The sequence below is a fragment of the Asticcacaulis solisilvae genome, assembly GCF_017875235.1.
Lineage (GTDB): Bacteria > Pseudomonadota > Alphaproteobacteria > Caulobacterales > Caulobacteraceae > Asticcacaulis > Asticcacaulis solisilvae_A.
Map to the genome: position 1 here is coordinate 198,790 of NZ_JAGGMI010000008.1, position 25,729 is coordinate 224,518.

The 25,729-nt window shown below is 63.1% G+C and carries 17 protein-coding genes; 6 read left to right on the top strand and 11 right to left on the bottom strand.

Annotation, left to right across the window (positions count from 1 at the left end):
* Positions 1 to 78: 78 nt before the first annotated feature.
* From J2X24_RS14795 to J2X24_RS14805, 3 genes are all read right to left on the bottom strand, one after another.
* Positions 79 to 1,257, bottom strand: a complete 1,179-nt coding sequence (locus tag J2X24_RS14795) for an MFS transporter (protein WP_209723258.1) — start codon at positions 1,255 to 1,257, stop codon at positions 79 to 81.
* A gap of 130 nt (positions 1,258 to 1,387) precedes the next feature.
* On the bottom strand, positions 1,388 to 1,822 hold the full coding sequence (locus J2X24_RS14800) for an NUDIX hydrolase (RefSeq protein ID WP_209723261.1): 435 nt from the start codon (positions 1,820 to 1,822) through the stop codon (positions 1,388 to 1,390).
* Positions 1,823 to 1,827: 5 nt separating this feature from the next.
* On the bottom strand, positions 1,828 to 3,447 hold the full coding sequence (locus J2X24_RS14805; protein ID WP_209723264.1) for an inorganic phosphate transporter: 1,620 nt from the start codon (positions 3,445 to 3,447) through the stop codon (positions 1,828 to 1,830).
* A 525-nt stretch (positions 3,448 to 3,972) separates the two neighbouring features.
* On the opposite strand from J2X24_RS14805, the gene J2X24_RS14810 reads away from it, so the two are divergent.
* A complete protein-coding gene (locus J2X24_RS14810; protein WP_209723267.1) occupies positions 3,973 to 4,356 on the top strand; it encodes a hypothetical protein in 384 nt (127 codons plus the stop codon).
* Between the two features lie 43 nt (positions 4,357 to 4,399).
* On the opposite strand, the gene J2X24_RS14815 is transcribed toward J2X24_RS14810, so the two are convergent.
* The gene (locus J2X24_RS14815; RefSeq protein ID WP_209723270.1) at positions 4,400 to 5,881 is read right to left on the bottom strand and encodes an SEL1-like repeat protein; all 1,482 of its coding nucleotides are present in this window, start codon (positions 5,879 to 5,881) and stop codon (positions 4,400 to 4,402) included.
* 404 nt (positions 5,882 to 6,285) lie between these two features.
* Here J2X24_RS14815 and J2X24_RS14820 point away from each other — a divergent pair, with 404 nt between their 5' ends.
* Positions 6,286 to 6,912, top strand: a complete 627-nt coding sequence (locus J2X24_RS14820) for a hypothetical protein (RefSeq protein WP_209723271.1) — start codon at positions 6,286 to 6,288, stop codon at positions 6,910 to 6,912.
* Positions 6,913 to 6,948: 36 nt separating this feature from the next.
* Here J2X24_RS14820 and J2X24_RS14825 read toward each other — a convergent pair whose 3' ends face one another.
* Both J2X24_RS14825 and J2X24_RS14830 read right to left on the bottom strand, forming a co-directional pair.
* The gene (locus J2X24_RS14825) at positions 6,949 to 8,301 is read right to left on the bottom strand and encodes a NosD domain-containing protein (protein WP_209723273.1); all 1,353 of its coding nucleotides are present in this window, start codon (positions 8,299 to 8,301) and stop codon (positions 6,949 to 6,951) included.
* A 101-nt stretch (positions 8,302 to 8,402) separates the two neighbouring features.
* Positions 8,403 to 10,604 carry a TonB-dependent receptor gene (locus J2X24_RS14830; protein ID WP_209723275.1) on the bottom strand — a complete coding sequence of 734 codons (2,202 nt, stop codon included), beginning with the start codon at positions 10,602 to 10,604 and terminating at the stop codon, positions 8,403 to 8,405.
* A gap of 234 nt (positions 10,605 to 10,838) precedes the next feature.
* Here J2X24_RS14830 and J2X24_RS14835 point away from each other — a divergent pair, with 234 nt between their 5' ends.
* Positions 10,839 to 12,098 carry a serine hydrolase domain-containing protein gene (locus J2X24_RS14835; protein WP_209723277.1) on the top strand — a complete coding sequence of 420 codons (1,260 nt, stop codon included), beginning with the start codon at positions 10,839 to 10,841 and terminating at the stop codon, positions 12,096 to 12,098.
* A gap of 30 nt (positions 12,099 to 12,128) precedes the next feature.
* Here the strand turns inward: J2X24_RS14835 and J2X24_RS14840 are convergent, their stop codons facing one another.
* The 3 genes from J2X24_RS14840 to J2X24_RS14850 all read right to left on the bottom strand — a co-directional run bounded on the left by J2X24_RS14840 (position 12,129) and on the right by J2X24_RS14850 (position 22,860).
* Positions 12,129 to 17,417, bottom strand: coding sequence for a beta strand repeat-containing protein (locus J2X24_RS14840; protein ID WP_209723279.1), 5,289 nt, complete (start codon positions 17,415 to 17,417; stop codon positions 12,129 to 12,131).
* Positions 17,418 to 17,593: 176 nt separating this feature from the next.
* Entirely contained in the window at positions 17,594 to 20,437 is a 2,844-nt protein-coding gene (locus tag J2X24_RS14845; protein WP_209723281.1) for a calcium-binding protein, read from the bottom strand.
* A 110-nt stretch (positions 20,438 to 20,547) separates the two neighbouring features.
* Positions 20,548 to 22,860, bottom strand: a complete 2,313-nt coding sequence (locus J2X24_RS14850) for a calcium-binding protein (RefSeq protein ID WP_209723283.1) — start codon at positions 22,858 to 22,860, stop codon at positions 20,548 to 20,550.
* A 295-nt stretch (positions 22,861 to 23,155) separates the two neighbouring features.
* On the opposite strand from J2X24_RS14850, the gene J2X24_RS14855 reads away from it, so the two are divergent.
* Positions 23,156 to 23,509: a nuclear transport factor 2 family protein gene (locus tag J2X24_RS14855; protein ID WP_209723285.1), complete on the top strand. Its 354-nt coding sequence runs from the start codon at positions 23,156 to 23,158 to the stop codon at positions 23,507 to 23,509.
* 230 nt (positions 23,510 to 23,739) lie between these two features.
* Here the strand turns inward: J2X24_RS14855 and J2X24_RS14860 are convergent, their stop codons facing one another.
* Complete coding sequence (locus J2X24_RS14860; RefSeq protein WP_209723288.1) at positions 23,740 to 24,204, bottom strand: response regulator; 465 nt, start codon at positions 24,202 to 24,204, stop codon at positions 23,740 to 23,742.
* A gap of 251 nt (positions 24,205 to 24,455) precedes the next feature.
* On the opposite strand from J2X24_RS14860, the gene J2X24_RS14865 reads away from it, so the two are divergent.
* Together J2X24_RS14865 and J2X24_RS14870 are read left to right on the top strand one after the other, a co-directional pair.
* On the top strand, positions 24,456 to 24,908 hold the full coding sequence (locus J2X24_RS14865; RefSeq protein WP_209723291.1) for a hypothetical protein: 453 nt from the start codon (positions 24,456 to 24,458) through the stop codon (positions 24,906 to 24,908).
* The gene (locus J2X24_RS14870; RefSeq protein WP_209723294.1) at positions 24,905 to 25,528 is read left to right on the top strand and encodes a glutathione S-transferase family protein; all 624 of its coding nucleotides are present in this window, start codon (positions 24,905 to 24,907) and stop codon (positions 25,526 to 25,528) included. The genes J2X24_RS14865 and J2X24_RS14870 overlap by 4 nt, the downstream gene beginning before the upstream one ends.
* A gap of 7 nt (positions 25,529 to 25,535) precedes the next feature.
* Here the strand turns inward: J2X24_RS14870 and J2X24_RS14875 are convergent.
* A partial coding sequence (locus J2X24_RS14875) for a hypothetical protein (RefSeq protein ID WP_209723297.1) occupies positions 25,536 to 25,729 on the bottom strand: 194 nt, incomplete at its 5' end.

Consider the following 25,729-nt stretch of genomic DNA (forward strand, 5'->3'; position numbering starts at 1 on the left):
CTCCGTGCCATCGAGACGTATTGCATACGATAAGCTTCGTAGACAATCAACGAAATCTTTCGTAGATCCCGCGCGACATCAGTCTCCCGGCTTTCGCAGTCCGAACCACACCAGCACCAGCAGGGCCAGTCCCAGCCACGGCAGCAGGACAAGGTTCATCATCTGCCAGCCCAGGCCCTGAAGCATCGCTCCGGAGGCCAGCGAGCCCACGAATCCAACGGCGAAAATGGTCATGTCGTTCGTCGCCTGGGCGCGGCTCTTCTCGGCGGGCGTGTAGGCGCGGGTCAGCAGCGTGGTCCCGCCGACATAGAGAAAATTCCACCCGACGCCGAGACAGACCAGGGCGAGCGCGAAGGAACCGAAACCCACACCGGACAGGCTGATGACGATATGGCCCGCCAGGATCAGTACGCCGGCCGTCATGACCTTCAGCACGCCGAACCGCGCGATCAGGCTGCCCGTAAAGAAGGACGGCACGAACATGCCCAGGACGTGGAACTGGATGACGCTGGCCGCCGCCCCCAGCGAGTGATGGTGATGCGCCATGGCGATCGGCGTCGCGGTCATGGCCAGCATCATCACGCCCGCCCCGGTCACCGCGCCGAACAGGGCGACGAGATAGACCGGCTGGCTGACCATTTCGAGCCAAGACCTTGCCTTGTCCGCCTCTGTGGGACCGCTCGCGGCGGCCGGTACGCGCAGGAAAAGCAGGATGCCCGCCGCGGCAAGCGAAGTGCACGACAGAAGGAGGAAGGATCCCGTGTAGAGCGGCGCCAGCCACGTACTGCCCGCCCGCGCCAGCATGGGCCCCAGGAAGGCGGCGACGATGCCGCCGGCCAGCACCCACGAAATGGCACGCGGCCGGAAAGCGTCGTCGGCGACTTCGCTGGCGGCGAAGCGGTAGAACTGGGCAAAGCCCTGGTAGGCGCCGGCCAGAAAGGTGCCGGCACACAGCATCGCCAGCGAATGGAGCCACATCCCGCCGGCGGCCACCATGCCACCCAGGACGCCCAGCATGGCGCCCAGTATAAATCCGGAACGCCGTCCGATCCTGGCCATCAGGGCCGAAGCGGGAAAGGTGGCCGCCGCCGTGCCGAGCAAGGCGGCGGCGATCGGCGCGGTCAGCAGTTCGGGCCGGCCGCTGATCTGGCCGGCGGCCAGCGAACCTATGGTCAGGACGAGAACGGACGCCGTCTGAAACAGCGCCTGGGCCACAGCCAGGATCAGCACCTGCGCGCGGCTGTCTTTTCGGGTCATGGGCACGTCCTGCGGTTCAATGTGTCGGGGGCTCCACTCGCCGCGCGGCCGAGCATGCTGGAGGGTTGAGGTTTGCGCATATTCGCGCGGCTACGGCAACCCCGTTGCCCCTGTCGCCCCTGCCTGACGATTAAGCCGGGAATCGCACGCGCGCGACAAGTTCCGCCAGGCTTTCATTGCCGATCATGGTCACGGCCTGCGCGAGCGACACCCAGGCGATACTGCGCTGGCTGGCTTCAGGCCAGTAAGCCAGTTGGCGGTCGACTTTCATGAGATAGACCTCGACCGAAAATGGTGACACGCTGTCCTCGCCCTTGCGCGCCTTCTCATAGACAAAATGGCCGACCACAGTCTCATCAGTTTCGCCAACAATTCCCGCTTCCTCATAGGCTTCGCGTGCGGCGGATTCGGCATTGCTCAGCCCGTCGATCGGCCAGCCCTTGGGGATGATCCATTGCCGCGTCCCACGTGAGGTAACGAGCAGGATTTCGACCGCCCCGTCCGCCATGATGCGGTACGGCAGCGCGCCGACCTGGACGTGGGCTATGGCGCTTCCCGGTTCCACGGCGGTCAGAACAGGTGGCGGAACACGAAGTATAGCGTTCCGGAGATGAGAATGGTCGCCGGCAGGGTCAGCACCCAGGCCAGCGCGATGCCGCGGATCGTGCTCCATTGCAGCCCGGCGCGGTTGGCCGTCATGGTCCCCGCCACGCCGCTCGACAGGATGTGCGTGGTCGAGACCGGCAGGCCCAGGCGTTCGGCGGCGAAGATCGTGACCGCCGAGACCAGGCCCGCGACAGCGCCCTGGCCATAGGTCATTTTCGAATTGCCGATCTTTTCGCCGACCGTGACGACGATGCGCCGCCAGCCAACCATCGTCCCCAGCCCCAGGGCCAGGGCGGTCGCCACCTTGACCCAGGCAGGGATGTAGCGCGTCATGTCGTTGAGCGTGCTTTGAAGTCCGCCGAACGCCTTGATCTCGCTGTCGGAATAGGCGCCCTTGGCGGGCTTTATGACGCCAAGCGCGCTTGATATCAGATACATGTCGTTGCGCAGTTGCGGCATGTCGGCCGCCGGGACGCGCGACAGCGCGCCATTCCGGCGCAGTTGGTCACCGACCTCGCCGGTCATCATGGCCAGGGCGGCGAACAGATCGGGCGTATCGATCCGGCGGTTGCGGACGGCGGCATTGACGGCGCTGCGCGCGATGTCGAGATTGGCGACGCGGGTGCCGCCGGCACGGGCGGCAAAGGCGGCCGCGCCGGTCTCAAGCGTCGCCACATAGGCCGGCTGGGCCGCATCGGGCAACGTCCGGTTCAGCGCATAGGTCGCCGGCGCCACGCCGATCAGGATGATCATGATCAGGCCCATCCCCTTCTGGCCGTCATTGCCGCCATGGGCAAAGGAGACGCCGGTGCACGCCGCGATCAGAACAGCGCGGATCCAGAATGGCGGCGGCGCCTCACCGACGGGCGCTTCGTACAATTTCGGATTGCGTATGAGCGCCTTCATGGCCAGCAGCAGCACGGCCGCCGCGACAAAACCGATCAGCGGCGAAAAGACCAGCGCCTTGCCGATCTTGGCCGCCTGGCTCCAGTCGATGCCCGAGGTCGCATTGACCACGGACGTCATCAACTGGTTGGCGATGCCAACGCCCATGATCGAGCCGATCAGGGCGTGCGACGACGAATTGGGAATGCCCAGCGCCCAGGTGCCAAGGTTCCAGATGATGGCCGAGATCAGCAGGGCGAAGATCATCGCGTAGCCTGCCGAAGTGCCGACCGCCAGGATCAGCTCGACCGGCAGAAGCAGCACAAGCCCGTAGGCGACAGCCCCGGTCGACGCCAGCACACCCAGGAAGTTGAACAGGCCCGACCAGATGACGGCGGTCAATGGCTTCATCGAATGGGTGTAGATGACGGTCGCCACCGCATTGGCCGTATCGTGGAAACCATTGACGAATTCGAAGCCGAAGGCGATGAGCAGTGCCAGGCCCAGGAACAGAAACGCACCTATGGTGATCGCCTGGCCGGTCGCCAGCGCGTCGACGTGCACGCTCCAGCCGACGTAGAGAAGCCCGGCGATGATCGGCAACAGGAAGATCAGCGCCGTCACCAAAGGCCGCGGCCTGCCGCCTGTGGCGGGCGCGACGGATTGCGGCCTTGAGCTTTCAACAGACGAGTCGAACATGGAGCGTCCCTCGGATCGCGGGGGCGATCGCGGCAGATTCGCGCCTCTTTGACAGGTCGGGCACCAAGAGTCGATCCATTTATGACAGTTTTATGACAATCCGCGCGCCCGGCTGCCCTCAGCGGCCTGCCCCCCGTCCCGCCTTTTGTCCCGGCATGTCCGGCCGTCCGCTTCCGGACAGGGCGATCAATCTCATCGGACACATCGCGACGGCAACGGCGGCAATCCGTTGCCGTGTCACACCTTGGCAGACCTGCGCATCCTGAGGTAGATTAGGGATAACGACAGCAAACCCGTTAGGCTCTACGCCTTCGGCAAATGCGTCAGAAATGAAATAACAATACACGCCAATTTCAAAAGTAAAAAACAGTATCCTATTGCAATTTTCAAATATCTATAAATACATACCGCAAATATAATTAATATTTGTAAATAATGATTCTGGGTTGACCGCGCAATATACTTTGCCATAGGTTGCGCGCGCCTTCGATTTGAAAGGCGATCGTAATATAGGGAGATCCATACATGCGTATAATGTCAGCCCTGATTGCTCTTGCACTGAGCACGGCCTTTGCGGGCGCCGCCAGCGCCGAAACCGCGCCGGTCCTCCGCGCCGTCGAGACGCTCGACAAACCCGCGTCGCTGATCCGCGTCCAGGACGTGAACCATCCGCCGGTCTGCACGGACTGGACGATCAAGCTCAATGCGCCATCCTATGCGACGGCTACGAGCTCGGTCAGCTTCCAGCACCGCTGCTCGGATCCCGACGGCGATCCGATAACGATCATCAGCCCAAGCAACCCCTATACTTTTGTCATGAACCCGGGCGTCTGGACGCTGACCATCCCGTTCACCGCCACCGATGGCCGTGGCGGCTACGGCTCGGCGGTCCTGACGATCAATCGCTAGTGTCGTGAGGCCGGGCGCGGTCATCGCGCCCGGCCATCTCACCCTATGCCGCCGGGGGATTGAGGATCGCCTCCGCCCGCGCCTTTTCCTCAGCAGTCAGCTTCGGCTCAAGCGCCGTGGCCGCCTTGCGCCCTTCGTCGAGTCCTGCCGTTCCCGCCAGCCGGAACAGGGCGTAGGCGGTGGCCGCGTCCTTATCGCCGCCCTCGCCGCTCAGGAACATGGCGCCCAGCTTGAGCATGGCCTGGGCATCACCGCCCTGCGCCGCGAAAGTAAACCAACGTCGCGCCATGGCCAGATCCTTGCCGACGATCTCGCCGGTGTAGAAATAGGTCCCCAAAGCCGTCTGGGCCGGGGCATTGCCCTTCAGCGCAGCCTCCTTGTAATAGACGATGGCCTTCTGCGGATCGGCGGCGACGATCCTGCCGGCGTCATACAGGCGCGCGGCCTCATACAGCGCGTCCGGATGGCCGCGTTTCGCGGCTTCCAGCAGCCACTGCGCCCCCTCCTTCGGCTTGGCCGTCACACCGTCCTCGCCGTCGATCAGGATGGCGCCCAGCTCGAACTGGGCGGGCGCGTAACCGACCTCGCCGGCCTTCTTGTAATATTTCATGGCCTTGGGAAGGCTTTGTTCGCCGCCATAGCCGCGGTCGAACATCCGCCCGACCAGGTAGGTGCCCGGAATGAAGCCGAACTTGTCGGCCTTCATGTGCCACTGGCGCGCCTTGATCGGGTCCTTCGCGGTCCCCCAGCCGGTCAGGTAGATGCGACCGAGCAGCATGGCCGCGTCCGACGGCGTCGACATGTAGTTCGGGTCGTTTTCATCGAAGCGCTGGGCGCCCCAATGCGGATTGAATGGCGCTTCGGTCGCCTCGGTCAGCCACTTGACGGCCTGTTGCGTGTCCTGCGGCGCGCCGAGGCCGGTCAGGTACATCTTGCCCATCATCAGCGCCGCGACCGGATAGCCCATCTTGTTATAGGCGGTGCGGAACAGCTTCAGCGCCCCGGCATAGTCCTTGTTGTCGAAGGCCATGAAGGCGTCGCGCAAGGCCGTGTCGCGGCTGGCGATGGCGCTGCGGCCGGCGGTGAAGGCTTGGTCGCTCGACTGGCAGCTGTCGCCGCCGATGATGCCCATGACGCCGCGCCAGCCCGGCTGTTTCGATATCAGGTCCCGGTCATCGTCCATGGCGCTGCCGAACGGCGCCTTTTCGAGCAGGCTCCTGCGGTTGCTACGGCGCCGGCCACGATCATTGAGATAATCCGTGTAGACGTCGTCCATGCCGCCGGCGCCGATGAAGGCACACGACGATCCGCTGCGGGGGTCCGTCCGCGCCCAGCCGGGATAGGTCCCGGGCTTGCGCCGTCCGAATATGGTCATGGTGTCGGGCTCGGGCCCCGGCGGCACGGCGGCGACCGCCGCGGCATCCGGTTTCGGCGCGGCCTCCGTGGTCTGCGCCATTACCGGCAACGGAAAGCCGCACAGAATTCCTGCAAACACGGCCCATGCCAACCGGCTTACGTACAACATTGTCCCCTCCGCAATGCTTCGTTTTACGGCATCATATTATATTATCCTTCGCCTGCACACTTTTAATCTGCATTTCAATGCATCCCAACTTTGGGGAACAGTCTCCATTACATGAGATTGCATGGCCTTTGTCAGGCCCCGAAGCGCGCCTGGACAAATCGCCATATCGAGCGTCAGGAAGTCCACGAGCGCGCGACGAACGCCGGGCGAAGGCCAAGGCCTACAAGTTCTCCGGCGCCGGCAGCATCCGGGGTCATGCAGACGGCGCACACGACGGAGGCTGTTTGCCAATTGTCACAGAGTCACGGTACTCACGCAACATGCTCCCTACGCTTCCCCGCCTGCCAGTACTCAAACCCTTTTTGCTGCGCTACCGGAAAGGGCTGGCAGTCGCTGGCTCCCTAATGCTGCACGTCACGGTCGTTGCCATTCTGATTGTGCCGAGGTCAGGGGCGATTTCGCGGTTCGACTCCCGTATGGCCGGTGATCACGACGTGGAAGGCATCGCAGTCTCCCTGCTCGAGGCGACGGAACCGGCAACGGCCTCCCCCGAAGCCAACCCGGAGGCGGCGAACCCGTCCACACTCCCTCTGCCGGGGGCACCGTCCGACGCAAACGGAGACCCGGCCGATGCACCTCAGCCGCCGCAATCCCCGCCTGTTGCAGACGGCGCTGGCGACGGCGCGACCGCGGAACCCCTGGCTCAGACGACAACGCCCAGTGATCAGGACGGCAATATCCGGATTGAGGATCGTCAGAACCAGATAGCGAGCGAGCTATGGAAGGCGGTTGAGCCGTGCTGGCAACGCATGGCCGACAGGGGTACGGCCAGCGTTACCCTGAACATCGGCTTTTCGCAGCTCGGCAATTTATCGCGGCCGCTGCAAGGCGTTCGTGAGCCAAATGCACTGCCCGACGATCGCCAGCTCCAGTCCGAAGCCACGGCCATCCGCGCGTTCCAAGCGTGCGGCCCCTACCTCGTCGCCTTTGGACTGGATGAGGTAAACCTGGTCTTTCCAGCCATAAAATAAGTGGCAGCCGAATCTGTCCGGCTGCCCCTACCCATCCTAACAGATTGGCGTCGCGGCGTTCTGAATGATATTGTCGTCGGTGCTGGCGCCCAGAACCGTGCCGCCGCTTCCGCGATTAATACCGCAGGTTAGTTGCGGAGTCGTTTTCTGCACGACGATATTGGCCGTATTCCTAATGATGTTGTTGCGCGTGATAACCCGTTGTCCGGCTGTATAAATGCCATTTGCATTTGCGGCCGTAAGACCGTTCTGCTCGATCAGGTTGCCGAGCAGAAGCACGTCCTGGCTGCCGCTTTCGACACGCACCCCGTCGCCATCGTTGTTGAAAATCTTCATGCCCTGAATGGTCGCCGCCGACACGTTCTCAAGTTTCAGGCCAATACCGCCGCTTGTTCCCGACCAAGAACCGGTAAGGGTAACGCCGCGTGCATCCTTTACGTACCAGCCTTCGAGACGATTGGTGTCAGCCAGACAGTCTGTGCAGAATATCCACTCCGGCACGATCCAGGCTGCCGCATTGGCGTCACGCACGATCGAAAATCCGACGTCACACTTCACGGCACTGATGCGGTTGCCATATACGCCCGACACGCCGCTGCGGATGACCACACCATAGTCACATGTCGCGTTATTGCTCCCACTGAAGTCGCCTTCCACCAGAATATTGGTAATATGCAGGTCCGTATTACTTTGCGTGTCAGTGGGATTTCCAAGCTGACCTATCGTCATGCCACCGGCCATATTGTGCGTGGCCAGTGCCGGTACGTTCTTGATAGATACTCCGTCGATATAGAGCGTCGCATTATTCTCCCGCACGATAACGCCCCACTTTACATTGGTCATGGAGATATTGGCGAAATGGGAATTGACCGTGTCCTTGATTTTGATGCCGATACCCCGGTTGTTCGCTACAGAGCTACCGTAACCATCAATTGACAGGTCGGAAATTGAAACCAAAATCCGGTCGCTGCCGCCTGTAAAGACGTCAAGTACTGCCGTGTCTGCTGATGGGTTCGATGCCGCTACGTACTTTAGGGTGGTAACGCCGACCCCGGCGCCTTTTAGGGAAGCACTGACGGTTATAGGCAGCGTTGGAACGGGGTATATGCCTGCGGGTATTTGAAAGCCTTTTGTATCGCCGCTGGCGTAGTTAAGTCTGTGATTAATAACGCTATAATTATGGACGGCACAATCGGATTCCGTGATTACCGGATTTTGATTATCGCAATAGGTCTTGGTCCATAAATCCGGAATGACAACTTCAGATGCATTGGCAAAGGAATTTACCTGCAAACATGTCCATATAATCGCACCAATAGTTGAAAGTTTTGCAAGTTTGTTTCTACGATATTGAGACGACGCTGTTTTTGCCGAAATGGAAGCAGCCATTATTTCCCCCAAAGTGATTCGATATTCCGTCTTTCGACCTTCTATCTCACCCCTACACGGCACGCAACGAGGGGTTGCCTCCCCCTTCGTCGTTTGGGCCCCTACTTCTTCACCGGCGCTTTCGGGCCGCCGATCTGCCGGCTCAGGCCGATATAGACGGTCGGCGAAGCGCGGTCATTGACGAAGCGGCTCTTGACCAGCGGCGTGTCGGTGACCGTGATCATGCGCGTGGTCCGCAGCGGATCCTGGACCGTCACGGTCAGGGACAGCTTCTTGGTCAGGTTGCGGCGGTAGTTGACGCTGCCTTGCGCATAGCCTTCCGAATAGCCCTGGCCGGTAAAGCGCTTGCCGTTCAGCCGGTAATTGAGCGACAGCTGGCTTGTATCCTTGAAGGTGTAGCTGGCATTGATGCTGCCGCTCGGCACCGTCGCCGTCTGCGCTTCCGGGTAATACGGCGTCAGCAACTCTACGAAGGTCACGGTCGCCTCGGCGTTGATGCTGAATTTTTTGTCGACGCGCTTGGACCAGCTCAGCGTCACGCCGCTGTTGGTCTGGTGGCCGAAGTTCAGCCGCGAGCTTTCCGTCACCAGGTTGCCGAGGTTGAGCGGATCGGGAACGATGCGGCTGGACGAGACGATGGTGTCGTCGTCGAAGCGGTAGAAGCCGCGTACCGCATAATTGCCGGTCTTGCCCGTGACCTCGTAGCTGACTTCGAAATTGTCGCTTTCCTGCGGCTCCAGGTTTTCATTGCCGACGCTGACCGAGCCCGACGAGCGGTAGATCAGGCCGGGATTGAGGTCGGTCGCCGCCGGACGCTGCTGCTTGTGCGTATAGCTCAGGCGTATCTTCCGGTCCTTCGACAGGGCATAGGTGGCGAACAGGCTGGGGTTCAGCCGCACATAGTCGATCTCGCCACTGTTGCCGTTGCGCGCCTCCGACGTCTCGAGCGCCAGCGCCTCGGCGCGCAGGCCCGCCAGTACCGTCCATTTCGGGCCGAACTCCTTCTGCACCGTGCCGTAGACCGCGCTGACCGTCTGGCGGTAGCGGAAGTCACTGCCGAACAGGGTCTGCTCGGTCAGCGCCGTTTCCGACGCGCCCGGTCCGAACGAGACATTGGTGGCGCGGCTGTCCTCTACGGTCAGCTGCGCGCCGGTCGCCACCTGGACGCGCCCGAAGGTCGTGTTGTAATCGGCCTGAAGCAGCAGGTTCTGCGTCGACGTATCGCCTTCGGTGCGGCTGAAGCGCGTGCCGGCATTGGCGGGCACGGACGACAGGCTGTAGGTCGAGGCGTCGCGCGACAGGTTTTCGCTGTCGGTCGAGGACAGGCTGATATCGAGCTTCAGCGACTGATCCGGCTTTGCGCCATAATGGACGTAGCCCAGGCCCACCGTCGCGAAGCCGTTTTCATAGGTGCTGGTGTTCCGGCCAGAGAAGATGTCGGTGGCCGCGCCCCCTGCCCCCAGCTGCGACGCGGTGTTGACCGAGAGGTTGTCGCCTTCCCCCTTGCGCAGGTTCAGCGTCCCGGTGAGGATATCGTTGTCGCCCAGGTCGTACTGGGCATTGGTCATCAGCGAGGTGCCAAGATATTTCGAGGCATTCTCGCCTGCGAACAGCGACGCCCGCGTCGGGTTGCCCAAGGCGTCGAAGGCCTGGGTCTCGCCCCGGAAGGTCATGTCGTTGCGCGAGTCGATATAGGAGCCCGACGCCGTCATGCTGAACTTGCCGTTGACGTAGGAACCGAAACCAAAAGCATTGCCGCCACCCGGCGACGCGATCTGGGCCGTGAGGTTGCCGAACATGCCGGGCGGCATGTTGCGCTTGGTGACGATGTTGACGATGGGCCCTGAGCTATCCGACGAATATTGCGAGCCGGGGTTAGAGATGACCTCGACCGACGAGATATAGGCCGACGGCATGGAGCGCAGGGCATAGCCGCGATTGTCGCCGGAAAACATCAGGGATGGCCGGCCGTTGAGCAGGACCTTCGCCGCCTGGCCGCGCACGCTGACATTGCCGTCTGCATCGACGTTGACGCCCGGCACCTTGTTGAGTGCATCCTCGGCGGTGCCGGTATTGGCGTCGGCATTCTTCGTGACGTCGTAGACCTCCTTGCCCACGGCGTCGGTCTTCTTGGCCGTGATGGTGACGGGTCCCTCCGCCTCGGCGGGCTTGTCCTTCGCCGTTTCCTTTGCCTCGGTCTTCGGCTTTTCCGCCGTATCCTGGGCCATGACCGGCAATACCGTACCCGTGGCAGCGACCGTTACAACGGCAATAATCCCATATTTTGAAAGTGTTCGCGCCATATCATCCCCCGGCTGTAGCTTTTCCAGTTTCCACCAGACACCGGTGTCGCAATTGTGGCGATTCGTGGCTGCCGAACATTAAATGTCTGACATAAATGCAGGGCGGCAATAAATGATCGCCGTATACGCGTTGCAAACCGGCGGGCTCAGAAAGTTCCGCTTTGCAAGACGGCCCCATGACGCAATAAAGAGGCCAACGCCCGCCACGAACGTGCGGGCAATGGGAGCGAATGCATGAGAGCCATCAACCGATTTGTCGTACAGGCCGTACTGGCGGCCGCCTTGCTGGCCGGTGGCGCCGGAACGGTCATGGCGCAGGCCGCCCCGGCGGCGGCCGAAGCCCACGCCATTTCGCCGGAGCGCCTCGGCCGCCTCAAGCAGGCCATTCAGGACTATGTCGATCAGGGCCGGCTGGCTGGCGCGGTCGTGCAGATCCGCCAGGACGGCCGCGAGGTTTTTTCAGTCGCGGCCGGCTGGCGCGACAAGGAAGCCAAGTCGCCGATGCAGACCGACACCATTTTCCGGATCGCTTCGCAGTCCAAGGCGCTGACCAGCGTCGCGATCATGATGCTCAGCGAGGACGGCAAGCTGCTCTTAAGCGATCCTGTCGGCAAGTACCTGCCCGAATGGACCAAAACGACCGTTGCCGTCACCACCGCTGATGGGGGGTACAGCGTGGCGCCCGCCAAGCGCCCGATCACCATCCGCGACCTGCTGACCCACACCTCCGGTATTTCCTATGGCTGGGGACCGGGCGAAAAGGCGTGGAAGGACGCCGGCATCACCGGCTGGTACTTCGCCGACCGAAACGAACCCGTCTCCGCCGTCGTCGCGCGCATGGGCAGCCTGCCCATGGCGGCGCAGCCGGGCGAGCAGTTCGTCTATGGCTACAGCACTGACATCCTGGGCGTCATCGTCGAAAAGGTCAGCGGCAAGACGCTGGACGCCTTTCTTTCCGAACGGTTGATCCGGCCGCTCGGCATGAAGGACACCTCTTTCTACCTGCCGCGCGACAAGGCCGGGCGTCTGGCGACGGTCTATGCCGCAGGCGAAGGCGGCGTTAAACCCGCACCGGCCTCGGGCCAGGGTCATTACCTGGACGGACCGCGCCTGGCCTTTTCCGGCGGCGCGGGGCTGTTGTCGACCGCCCCCGACTACGCCCGGTTCCTGGAAATGCTGCGCGGGGGCGGCGAACTCGATGGCCGGCGCTATCTGAGCCGCAAGTCGGTGGAACTGATGACCAGCAACCACCTCAACATTCCCTATGAGCCGGGCAAGGGCTTCGGCCTTGGCTTCAGCATCCGCGAGGATGTCGGCAAGGCCGGCGAGCCCGGTTCGAAAGGCGAGTTCGCCTGGGGCGGCGCCTACCACTCGACCTATTGGGTCGATCCCGCCGAAGGCCTGACGGTCGTCTACATGACCCAGTTGCTGCCGGCGGGCGACATAGACGACCACGGCAAACTCAGGACGCTGATCTACCAGGCGCTGGACTGATCTCAACCTTCAGGCCCGTGAGGACATGCTCTAAATGAAGAACAGGTCGTCCCGGGTGAGCCCCGGCGCGCCGTCGAAGCCGGCCAGGTCGACCGCCGCGCCCGCGCCGTTGCCGTCCGCGTCCCAGTAGAGATGCCCCGTCGCCGCGTCCCAGACGAACTGCGCGCCAGGTCCCACGGCCATGCTCCCCGCCGTGAACTGCGCCGCCGTGAGCCTGTGGCCCGCCGCGAAGCCGTAGTCCGCGCCCGAAAACACCAGGCGGTCGATGCCGTGGATGAAGTCCGTGATCCGGTCGGCGCCATTGAGGGTGCCCAACGAGAAGACGAAATCGTCACGTCCCGTGCCGCCGGTCAGGCTGTCATCGCCCTGCCCGCCTGTCAGGGTGTCATTGCCGTTGCCGCCGCTAAGGAGATTGGCGCCGGCATTGCCCGTGATCCGGTTGCTCAGTCCATTGCCGGTGCCGGCAAGCGCCGTCCCTGTCAGGATGAGATTTTCGACTTCCGTCGCCATGGCCCAGTCGATGGACGTGTAGGCGATGTCGATGCCCTCGCCCGCGACTTCGATGGCGCGGTCGCCTATGTGGTCGATATAGTAGGTGTCGTTGCCTGTTCCGCCTGACATGCGGTCATTCTCGGTGCCGCCGTCCAGCACGTCGTCGCCGTCACCACCGTTCAGCGTATCCCAGCGCTGGCCGCCGAGGAGGGTGTCACTGCCCGCGCCGCCTTCGACAAGGTCGCTTTCGGTGCCGCCGTCGATGCTGTCATTGCCGTCGCCGCCATTGATGGTGTCGTGGCCGCTGCCGCCCGACAGCGTATTGTCGCCGGTGTTTCCGTACATGACGTTATGCAGGCTGTTGCCGATGCTCGAAGCGTTCGCCGAACCCGTAAACATGACCATTTCGACATTGGCCGACATGTTCCATGTCACCGTCGCCGCGACGATGTCATAGCCCTCATTGACGGCAGTATTCTCGTTTACGCGATCGCCGGCGTAGTCGACATAGTAGTAATCGTCACCCAGGCCGCCGAACATCTGGTCATTGTCCGCCCCTCCGTCCAGCCGGTCATTGCCGTCGCCGCCGATCAGCGTGTCCCAGCGCGCGCCACCCAGCAGATAGTCATCGCCTATACCGCCATCGAGGCTGTCCGCGCCCGCCGCACCGTCAAGCGTGTCTGCGCTGGCCCCGCCCGACAGCGTATTGGCCAGTGCGTTGCCGACGATCCGGTTGCTAAGGCCGTTGCCCGCGCCGGTCGTGGCCGCGCCCGTCAGGGTCAGGTTATCGAGATCGGCCGACAGCGACCAGTTGATGGTCGAAATGACACTGTCGTTGCCTTCGCCGACCAGCTCATAGGTCCGGTCGCCGGTATTGTCGACGTAGTAGGTGTCGTTGCCCTTGCCACCGTACATCTGGTCGTTGTCCAGCCCGCCATCGAGCGTATCGTCGCCCTCGCCGCCTCTGAGCGTATCCCAGCGCTCGCCGCCCAGAAGGCTGTCATTGCCCAGTCCGCCGCTCAGACTGTCTGCTCCGGCCAGCCCCGAAAGCGTGTCATCCATGATCAGGCCTGTGAGGGTATCCGCGCCCGCCGTGCCGTCGATCGCCAGGCTGGCCGACAGGCTGTAGGTAACGCCGCCGACGATGATCGCCGCAACCTTGCCTTCCGCCCCATAGTGGTTGACCAGGCGGATAGAATCCGTTCCCGGGCCGACGCCGATGACCAGATCGTCCCCGCTGCGTTCGAACCGCACGCCTTCGATCACCAGCGTCCGGGTCGTGAATTCGATGACATCGGCGTCACCCGCGGCCGGCGTCTGAACGGTGTCCTGGCCGTCGCCGATGGCGAACTGATAGCGGTCATTGCCTGCGCCGCCCTCCAGCCAGTCATTGCCGACGCCGCCCTTCAGCACATCGTCGCCGCCAAGGCCGATCAGGGTGTCGGCATCGCCATGGCCGGTGATGGTGTCGTTGAATTCGCCGCCGCGCAGGGAGTCGGCCGCCGAAGTGCCGCCAAAGGTCAGTCCATGGCTCAGGTCATAGCTGACGCCACCGATCTCCAGCGTCTTCACCTGCGCCGTGCCGTCATTGGCAAAGTGTTGGATCAGCCGTACGCTGTCCGCCGCCGCGCCGTAACGGATGTACAGGTCGTCGCCCATGCGCACCATGCGGACCTCGGCCATGGTCACGCCGGTGATTTCCAGCACGTCATTGTCCGCGCCCGTCGAGCCGGAGACGATGGTGTCGCTGCGGCCCGCGCCGACGCCTACGATATAGCGATCGTCGCCCGCTCCACCGGTCAGGCGGTCACTGCCCGCACCGCCGATCAGGGTGTCGTTCCACTGGGTGGCGATGATCTGATTGCCGTTACTGAGGTTGGAGGCGCGCACCGTGATGGCGCTGCCGATCCTGCCTGAAAAATCGACCGCGCCGATATTGGACAGGCTGATCGTGCTGCCATCGCCGCCCGCGCCGGGAACACCGCCATAGGTAAACGTCGTGACCGCGTTCAGTTGCTGGACGGTGGCTTTCAGGTCGTAGCCGCCGGCGCGCATGTCGATCTGTTCGATGCCACTTATTGTCGCGGCGCTGAGGTCACCATAGCCGCCGAGCGTATCGCTGCCGTTGCCGCCGTCATAGATTTCGCCCGCCTGGAAGGCATCGTCGACCTGCAGGACGTCGTTGCCTTCTTCGCCTTCCAGCCGGTCGATACCGGTACCGCCCTGCAGTATATCATTCCCTCCCCGGCCCAGCAAGATGTCATTGCCCGCGCCGCCGGTCAGGCTGTCACTGCTGTCGCCGCTCAGCAGCGCGTCATTACCGTCGCCGCCGTCCAGGACGCTGTTGACGCCGTCATTGCCATCGATCCAGTCGTTGCCCTCGCCGCCCCGGACCGTATTGCTGCCCGTCCCGCCTTCGAGCGTGTCGTCACCGGCGCCACCCAGCAGGCTGTCGTGGCCTTCGCCGCCCGCGATGCTGTCATTGCCGTCGCCACCGCTCACGATATCGTCGCCGTCGCCGCCGTCCAGCGTATCCAGGCCGTCCCCGCCCACCAGCGTATCCATGCCCCTGCGGCCCAGCAGCGCGTCATCGCCCGCTCCGCCATCCAGGCCGTCACTGTCCTCACCGCCGTCGAGACTGTCATTGCCTTCACCGCCCGCAAGCGTGTCGTCTCCGGCCAGGCCCCTCAGCCAGTCATCGCCACCCAGGCCATCCAGGCTGTCGTTCCCCGCCGTGCCGATCCGCGCGTCGCCGTCGGCCGTCGCCAGGTTGTACGAGACCCGCGCGTTGGACAGTCCGATGTTCTTCAGCCACACGACGGCCTTGTAGCCGAACGTTCCGCCACGCCCGTCCATGTCGGCATAGAGGAAGGCGTCCGAGCCCTGGGTCACCCAGGTCAGGTGCCCTGTCGAAAACGGCCCGCTGCCGTCATAATTGGTCATGCCGGCGATGAGGGCGCCGAGGTTCAGAATGTCCTCCGCCGTGTTGAAATCCTCGACGGCCAGCGATCCGCCGGAAGAGAGCGGGAATTCCGGCCGGACCGACAGCACGTCGCGGCCAGCGCCCAGATTGACGGTCAGGCGGGCGATATCCGTCGAGATGACGTCGTCGCCGCCTTCGCCATAGACAAAATCAAATCCCCCCGCATAGGCCACTATGGTGTCGTTGCCTTCCCCGCCCCAAATGGACGACGCCCCCCCCTGGATGTAGTCATCGCCGTCGCCGCCATAGGAAGAGCCGCCCCGGCCGGGCGTGGTGTAAAGCGCATCACTACCCGCGCCACCCTGCAGCTTGCCCCCGACGCCCCGCAGGACGTCGTCGCCCTCGCCGCCAGCCATGCTGTCATATCCCTCATCGCCGTACAGCGTATCGTTACCAGCTTCGCCGGAAAGTGTGTCGGTGCCCGCATTCCCATCCAGGATATCGGCGCCGTCACCGCCATTCAGGACGTCCGGGTCATCCCCGCCATTCAGCGTATCGTTGCCGCTTCCGCCCGAAAGATTGTCGCTGCCCGCGCCGCCGTCGAGGCTGTCGTCGCCCGCCAGGCCGGTAATGATATCCATCCCGCCCAGGCCGTCGATCGCATCGTTGCCAGCTGTTCCAGACAGGCTGTCATTGCCCTCGGACGGACCGTCCGTGCCCAGGGCCGCGACGACATAGGCCCGGACGCTGGAGCCCTTGGTGTCCTCGAACCCTTCGTTGTACAGAAACGGCAGGTTGGTCCGCACGACGACGTAGCCGCCATCCGCCAGGGGCGCGATCGCACCGTCGTTCAACTGGTAGAAGGTGCCGCCCGTGCCTTCGTAAGGAAGGCCGCTGTCGAAAACCGTGCCTGACACATCATAATGGCGGATCGCGCTGCTGGTGTAGGACGAATACACGCCGTCTTCGTTCTGTACGCGGTACACCTTCGTCCAGGTAATGATGAACCCGCCATCGTCCGTCGCCGCGATCGCCGGATCGGACTGGCCATAGCCCGTCGGCGGACCGACCAGGATTTCCGCGCCAACCCGCGCGCCGGCCGCGTCGAACCGCTGGGCGTGGATCTCGTTCGCCTCGGTCCAGGCAATGACGAAGCCTCCGGTGCTCAGGGCCCTGACTTCCGGTTCCTTCTGCGCGCGCATGACGGCGGTGTTGACAATGAACTCCGCCCCCAATGCCGTGCCCGTTACATCGAAGACCTGCGCCCGGATGGCCTTCTCGGTCAGGTCTGTCCAGGTGACGACGTAGCCACCGTCTTCCAGCCCGCTCACCGAAGGATCGGCGCGGTCATGGCCCACGGTCGCGCCGAAGGTGACTTCCGTGCCAACCTTCTCGCCGGCGGCGTCGAAACGCTGACCCATAGCCGCATTCCCCAGTCCGGTTCCCAGCGGATGTACCCAGGTGACAAAGAAGCCGCCGTCCTCGAGGGCGGAGATCGTCGCGTCCGTCTGCTTGCCGGCGGTTGTGGTGTTCACCGTGCGCTCGGCGCCGACCAGATGGCCCGAGGCGTCGAAGATCTGCACCTTGATGGCGTTGGCGCCGTCATTGTCCTGCCAGGCAACGGCAAAGCCGCTGCCGAGCGCCGTGACCGTCGGCGCGAACTGCACGCCGGTCGTCTGGGTGTTGGCGACGAATTCGCCGCCGATCTTCGCACCGGCGGCGTTGAACAGCTGCACCCTGATACCGTCCCGGTCTCTCCCGGAATAGTCCTGGGCGTCCGGACTTCCCCAGACCACAACAAATCCGCCATCGGCCAGGCCTGCGACACTGGGGTTGTACTGGCTGCCCAGCGTCACGGTATTGACCTGGAAGTCCGGCTTAATGATGACGTGTGTATCGGCCATGGTGCCCCCCGTAAACGACGCGGCCTGCGTTAACCCTGACTCATAGCCGGTCTTTGGGTGCGATGCACCCTGAATTCACCCTGTGGGTGCGCGCTGACTGTGGGTATCGCTTACCGCAAACAAAAAGCGCCGCCGGAAGGCATCCGGCGGCGTCACTGCTGTGTGTCGTTCGTCGCTTAAACGAAATACAGGTCGTCCTTGGTCACGGTCGCGCCATTGCTGATCAGGGCCAGCTCGAAGGCCGCGCCGGCGCCATTGCCGTCCGCGTCCCACCACAGCTTGCCGGCGACAGCGTCCCAGACGAACTGCGCGCCTGAACCCACGGCGGCCGAGCCTTCGGTGAACTCCGAAGCCGTCAGCACATGGCCCGAAGCGAAGCCGTAGTCGCTGCCCGAGAAGACCAGGCGGTCGACGGCGTGGACGAAGTCGACAACGTGGTCGTGGCCATTGACGGAAACGGACGAGAAGATGAAGTCGTCCGCACCCGCGCCGCCGCCCAGCACGTCATTGCCCGAACCACCGGTCAGCGTATCCGACCCGTTGCCGCCCGACAGGCGGTCGTGGTCCGCTCCGCCATCCAGGCTGTCATTGCCTTCCCAGCCATAGAGGCTGTCATTGCCGAGACCGCCGGACAGGATGTTGTTGCCGCTGGTGCCTTCGATGGAATTGCTGAGGCCGTTGCCGGTGCCCGAGATGGCGCCGTGCGTCAGCAGCAGGTTTTCGACATCCGGCGTCAGGGCATACGAGATCGACGACTTTACGGTGTCGGTGCCTTCGCCAGGATTTTCATAAACCCGGTCGCCGGCATGATCGACGACATAGGTGTCATTGCCGGCACCACCCCACATCCGGTCGTTGTCGCTGCCGCCGTCGAGCGAGTCATCACCGCCATTGCCGTAGAGGTCATCCCAACGCCCATCGCCGCTGATCAGATCGTTGCCATCTCCACCCGTTACCGTGTCGGAGCCCTCGCCGCCGCTAACGGTGTCGTTTCCCGTCCCGCCTTCGATGCGGTCGTGGCCATCGTCCCCACCGAGACGGTCGTCGCCTGAACTGCCGTCAAGGATATCGTTGCCGTCGCCACCCGCCAGGGTATCCACACCCGCGCCGCCATTTAGCCGGTCAGCACCCGCGCCACCGGCCAGGGCATCCGTCCCATCGCCGCCATTCAGGGTGTCATCGCCTGAGCCGCCGCTTAACGCGTCATTGCCCGTATCGCCTTCCAATTTGTCGTTGCCGTCATCGCCGGACAGCGTATCGGCCCCATCATGCCCGTACAGGGTATCGGTGCCGTCGCCGCCGTTCAGCACATCATTGCCGGAAGCGCCGCCCAGGCTGTCCACGCCTGCGCCGCCATCCAGCGTATCGTTGCCGCCGTCGCCGAAAAGGGCATCATTGCCGTCGAGGCCCGACAGCCGGTTGTGGCCGGCATTGCCCTGCATCGTGTTGTCTCGGGCGCTGCCGGTGCCGTCGATATTGTTCGCCCCCGGCACAGTGCCGTTATTCAGCAGGACCAGGTCTTCGAGATTGGCACCCAGGGTAAAACTGACGCGGGTCTCGACGCGGTCCTTGCCTTCATCCGCCGCCTCGGCAACCGTCTGCCCGGCCCTGGTGATGATATAGGTATCGTTGCCAGCGCCACCGGCCATGTAGGCGCCACCTTCCAGCTTGTCATCGCCTGCACCACCGTCAAGCGTCCCGGCGCCCTTCAGGTAATCATTGCCGTCGAACCCCCACAGGGTGCCGTTCAGCGTACCGCCGGAAATGTAGTTGTTCGTCGCATTTCCCCGAGCCGACCCGTTCACATAGGCGCGTTCAACATGGTCGGCCAGATCATAGCTCCCGTTGACGTGCACGGTATCATAACCGCCGCCAGCCTCTTCGACGATCGTCGCGCCACTAGCGACGAAATATTCGTCGTCCCCCGCGCCGCCGATTAGCGTATCGCTGCCCGCCCCGCCGTAAATGGTGTCGGAGCCCGTGCCGCCGTCAAGCAGGTCATTGCCAGCCCCGCCTTCCATCCAGTCGTTGCCCGCCCCGCCTAGCAGGGTTTCGACGCCCGTCCCGCCGTGCTGCGGCGCAACACCCGAACCGCCATAAAGACTGTCGTCACCGTCACCGCCTTCAAGCTGATCATTGCCATTCTGGCCGTCAAGGAAGTCGTTACCGTCCCCGCCAACCAGTGTATCATTGCCGTCGCGGCCGCGCATCGTGTCGTCACCGCCAAACCCCTCGAGGCGGTTGTTGCCGTCATTGCCTTTGAGCAGGCCGGAACCCCAGCCCTGAAGATCCTCCGTGCCGATCAGGTCGAGGACCTCGACGCCTGTCGGCAGAACATAGGACACGGTGCTGACAACCGTATCCCAGCGATTGCTGTTATGGGTCCACTGCGGACCAGTGCCTGTTTCAACCACGACGTCAGCGGCATTATCGACGTAGTAGACGTTTTCGCCTTCGCCGCCCTGCATATAGTCAGCGCCCGCACCGCCATCCAGCACGCGGCCACCGCCACTCACCAAGCTGTCGTTGCCATTGCCGCCATAAAGCCAATCCTTGTCCGTTCCGATCAGCGTGTCATTGCCATCGAGCCCCAGCAGTGTGCTCTCACCGAAGACACCGGATGCGACGATCAGGTCGTCGGTCGCTTCGCCGTACTGCCGTGAAGCCTGCACAAGCGAAGCAATATCGTAGACAACACCGTTGAAGCTAACCTTCTCGACACCAACCAGACGGTCCGTACCTTCGCCAAAATCTACGCCGGTGTTGTTGGTATTGCGGGTTGAGACGTAAAAATTGCCCTGAAAATCCTGGGTAACGAAATAGCTGCTGCGATTACCCGAATAATAGACCGTGTCGATCCCGTCGCCGCCGTCAATGACGTCGTTGAAAAGTCCGCCCGTGATCGAGTCGTTGCCGGCGCCGGCGAAGATTTCGTCCTTGCCGTCGAGCCCGTTAATCTGGTCGGCATCGCTCGTGCCGTACAGCTTTTCGTGAGCGTTGGTGCCGGTAATGATGGCCATGATGGTCCCCCAGGTAATATGAAATGTCGGATAAGTGTTTTCGGTGCGGAAACAAAAACCCCGCTACCGCGTCTTGCTGGGCGGTAGCGGGGCTTTAGGTTTCGCAGATGTTACGCGAAGTAGAGGTCGTCCTTGGTCACGGTCGCGCCATTGCTGATCAGGGCCAGCTCGAAGGCCGCGCCGGCGCCATTGCCGTCCGCGTCCCACCACAGCTTGCCGGCGACAGCGTCCCAGACGAACTGCGCGCCTGAACCCACCGCGGCCGAGCCTTCGGTGAACTCCGAAGCCGTCAGCACATGGCCTGAAGCGAAGCCGTAGTCGCTGCCCGAGAAGACCAGGCGGTCAACGGCGTGGACGAAGTCGACAACGTGGTCGTGGCCATTGACGGAAACGGACGAGAAGATGAAATCGTCGGCACCCGCGCCGCCGCCCAGCACGTCATTGCCCGAGCCGCCGGTCAGCGTATCCGAGCCATTGCCGCCCGACAGACGGTCGTGGTCCGCGCCGCCATCCAGGCTGTCATTGCCTTCCCAGCCATAGAGGCTGTCATTGCCGAGACCGCCGGACAGGATGTTGTTGCCGCTGGTGCCTTCGATGGAATTGCTGAGGCCGTTGCCGGTGCCCGAGATGGCGCCGTGCGTCAGCAGCAGGTTTTCGACATCCGGCGTCAGGGCATACGAGATCGACGACTTCACCGTGTCGGTGCCGAAGCCCGCGAACTCATAGACGCGGTCGCCGATGTCGTCGACGATATAGGTGTCGTCGCCCAGGCCACCCGTCATCTGGTCATTGGCCTCGCCGCCGTCCAGGGTGTCGTTGCCGTCGCCGCCATCCAGCGTATCCCATCGCGTGCCGCCCAGCAGCAGGTCATCGCCGACGCGGCCGTACAGGATGTCCGAACCATCAAGGCCCGATAGGACGTTGTTGCCGGCATTGCCGATCAGTTCGTTGCGCAGTGCGTTGCCCGTGCCGTTCAGGTTCAGGGCCGGCGAACCGTCAGTCGGATCCAGCAGCGCCAGGTCCTCGAGGTTGGTGCCCAGCGTATAGTCGACATAGGACTTGACCGTATCGCGATCGACCACCGAGGTTTCAACGATCACTTCCGCGCCGGTATAGACGATATAGGTATCGCGGCCCGAGCCGCCTTCCATGTAGCTGCCGCCGATCAGGCGGTCATCGCCGTTGCCGCCATAAAGCGTTCCGTGGCCGGTCAGCCAGTCGGCGCCGTCCATGCCCCACAAGGTGCCGGTGCCGGAATGGTCGGTGATGCTGTTGGCGACCGCGGTGCCGTGGCTCGAGCCGTTGACGAAGGCGTTTTCGATGTTGACGCCCAGGTCGTAGCTGCCGGTGGCCCAGACGGTGTCGACGCCACCGAAGGCCTGTTCGACAATGACGTCGCCCGCGGATATGCCGAAATATTCGTCGTCGCCGGTACCGCCGGTCAGGGTATCGGTGCCCGAGCCGGCGTAGAGGTCGTCATTGCCGACGCCGCCTTCCAGGCTGTCATTGCCTTCATTGCCTTCGATATAGTCGTCGCCGTCGCCACCGGTAATGGTGTCGTCGCCTTCGCGGCCGCGCAGGGTGTCGTCACCGTCCCAGCCATTGATGGCATTGTTGCCGATATTGCCCTTGATAGTATTGGCTTCAGCATTGCCGTTGCTGTTGACATTGGCGCTGCCGATGAAGTCGAGCACTTCGATATTGGTGACCGCGTCGTACGAGACGGTCGCATAGATCAGGTCCGACTTCTTGTTGTGGATGTTGTCGATCGGGGCCGCGCCGGTATCGATGACGACGTCGCCGGCATTGTCGACGTAGAAGGTGTTGACGCCCTCGCCACCCCACATGGTGTCGGCGCCCGCACCGCCATCCATGACGTCCGAGTCCGCGCCGCCGACCAGAAGGTCGTTGCCTTCGCCGCCGTAGAGGGTGTCCTTGACGCCGTCCTGGCCGTAAAGGGTATCGTTGCCGCCATTACCGATCAGCACGCTTTCGGAGAAGCGCGTCGGCGCGACGATATAATCATCCGTCGCCTTGCCGACCTGCTTGGAGGCCTGGACCAGGTCGTCGACATTGTAGACGACGCCGTTGAAGCTGACCTTTTCGACGCCGGTCAGGCGGTCGGTGCCTTCGCCGACATTGGGGTCGAGGCCGGTGCCGACGATCAGGCCGGGATCACCCGTCGAGACGTAGTAGTTGCCAAGCCAGTCCTGGATGACGGTGTATTCCCAGACATTGCCGGCATAGACGGCCGTGTCAGTGCCATCGCCGCCATTGATGACGTCGTTGCCCAGCCCCCCGGTGATCGTGTCGTCACCGGCGCCAGCCAGGATTTCGTCCTTGCCGTCCAGGCCGGAGATCTGGTCGGCGTCAGCCGTACCGGTGAGCTTTTCGGGCGAATTGGTTCCAGTAATGACAGCCATGAGGAATCCCCCTGCGGGTTATGTAAATGAATCGAATGAAACGCTTGTTTGCAAAGACAGTGCCAGGCGCGCGGCGGCGGCCGGTAAAACTTGCCCGGATTCGCGCACCGTTACTTAAGCAACGCCATTAACGCGATATCAACCTTGTTCAACTGTCAGACGAGCGGGGCCTTGTGTCAAGTTACAACGCAATCATGACGTGCCTGCGACGACGGGAAGGACGTTTTCGCGACCTTCCGCCCGATCCCGGCCTCTGGTAACCTGCACATGACCTGTGACGAAACGTGGAACAACCGTGCTGACGATCGATCCCAAAACCTTTGCCGAAAGCTGGTGCGCGGCGTGGAATGCCCGCGATATCGAAGCGGTCCTGGCGCATTTTCACGACGACGCGACCTTCACCTCGCCGTTCGCCCGGCGCATCTGGCCGGACAGTCCGGGCGTATTCAGCGGCAAGCCGGCGATCCGCGCCTACTGGACCGAGGGGCTGAAAATGGTCCCGGACCTGCATTTCCGTATAGAGACAGTGTTTTCGGGCGTCGACACGGTGGTCATCCACTATGTCAACCAGGCCGGCCGGCACGTCGCCGAGGTCCTGACCTTCCAGGGCGACAAGGTCATCTCCGGCCATGGGACCTATGCGGGGTAGCTTTTAAACGTCCCACGGCCTCGGCGCGTGGCCAATCTCGTCTGGCCCCGCCCACCGCCTTCGGCGGTCCCCCCTCCCCATAAATGGGGAGGGCGAGAGGGTAGACAGATCAGCCCTTTTCTATCTTTACCAATTGGTGGTGCCATAAATTCTTCGCCCTCCCCATTTATGGGGAGGGGGGACCAATTGCGGAGCAATTGGTGGGCGGGGCCTTCCTGGCCACTCGCACCTTACGACAACGGCACGCCAACCGACCGGTTGCGCGCCACGGCGTCCGCGTCCGGCAATTCCATCATCTCCAGCCAGCAGCTGGTGAAACAGCTGGCCATCCGGTCATACCCCTCGCCGCTCAGCGGCTTGGCGATATAGCCGCTGGCAAAGGCGTCGTAACAGCGCGCGATCTCGTCCTCGTTGCGGGAACTGGACAGCATCAGCACGGGCAGGCTGCGCGTGCCGTCGTCCGACCGGATCCGCCGCAGCAGCTCGATGCCGGAAATACCCGGCAGGTTGATGTCGCACACCGCCAGGCTGAAGGCGGCCGGCCCCGGCCCTTCGTCCAGTATCCGCAAGGCGGCTTCGGCGGACGGCGCCACGGTGACGGCGATATCCTCATTGGCCCGCTTGAGCGCGCGCTTGAACAGGATGGCGTCGCCGGTATTGTCCTCGACGAGCAGGATATGGTGGGGGCCCGACATCGCGTCCTCCTCATGCGTCGGTACAGGGCAGCAGTATCAAGAATAACCGCGTCATAAGTGTGGCCGGCATCGGTAACGGCCGCAACCACCCGGCACGCAAACCGCTGTCGTCCCACTTCGGACGCGTCGACAATACCACGGATTCAGGCCCGCCGCCATCCTCCGTTATCCGGGTACCGCAAACCTCTTACCGGCCGTCCGGTCATTGCCGGATGCCGGCGACGCGTCTAAGGTGGCGCGCGGAGGGGCAGATGGACACACTCGTAAGCGGCGTATCCCAGAACTTCGGCCAGGCTTTTAAACACCTGTTCAGCGCCGGTGGCGCGCCGTTGTGGCTCGCGCTGCTGATGCCATTGACGCTGGCCGCCCTGCCCGTCGCCGTCATCCGCCGCGCCGAATGGACCCCGCGCGCACGGATCGCCAGAGGGCTCCTCGCCGCCCTGCCTGCCTTCTGGGTGGCCATATGGGTGATCACCACCGCCTTCGGCTACAATGACAGGCTGGCCCGGTTCGACCTCGGCGCAATCGTCTTCTGGGTCTTTGCCGGGCTGACGGCGGCGATGGCGCTGTCAGGGATCGCCGCCACGGTGCTGATCGGCGGCTGGCACCGCCTGACCGCCCTGGCGCTTCTGGTTATCAATCTGTGGATCATCGCCACCTGCGCCTTTGTCGGCGTCATAGTGGTGGCGGGCGTCACGCCATGACCGTGAAAATCCTCGGCCGGCTAAGCTCGATCAATGTCCGCAAGGTGCTGTGGGCGTGCGACGAGCTGGGTCTCGCCTACATCCGAGAGGATTGGGGCACGGGCTTCGCCGACGTCCAAGACCCTGCATTTCTGGCGCTCAATCCCAACGCCCAGATTCCGGTGATCATCGACGGCGATGTCGTGCTCTGGGAATCGAACACTATCCTGCGCTATCTCGCCAACGCGCATGGCGGCGAAGCGTTCTATCCAAATGCCCCCGTGGCGCGCGCCCGCGTCGACCAGTGGCTCGACTGGCAGGCCTCGGACCTCAATCCGGCCTGGAGCTACGCCTTCCTGGCGCTGGCGCGGGGCTCCGAGGCGCATAGGATTCCGCTGATGATCGACCGTTCGATCGCGCGCTGGACGCAGCTGATGCAGGTGCTGGACGGGCACCTGGCCACGCGCGCCCATATGGCCGGCGAAGCGTTTTCGCTGGCCGATATCGCGGTCGGCCTGTCGGTGACGCGCTGGCTGGCCACGCCGTTTTCCAAGCCGGACCTGCCGGCGGTCGCGGCCTATCACGCGCGCCTCAGCCAGCGCCCGGCCTTCGCGGCCTATGGCCTGGCTGGGATCGCCTGACGCCAGCCTAGAGCATGATGCGTTTAAGTCGAACCGTCATCATGCTCCAGGTTTTTGTTTTGTCGCGATATTCAGCCAAAAACCGCTGCACACTTTTTGGCATATCGCTCCAGGTTTTTGTTTTGTCGCGATATTCAGCCAAAAACCGCTGCACACTTTTTGGCATATCGCTCCAGGTTTTTGTTTTGTCGCGATATTCAG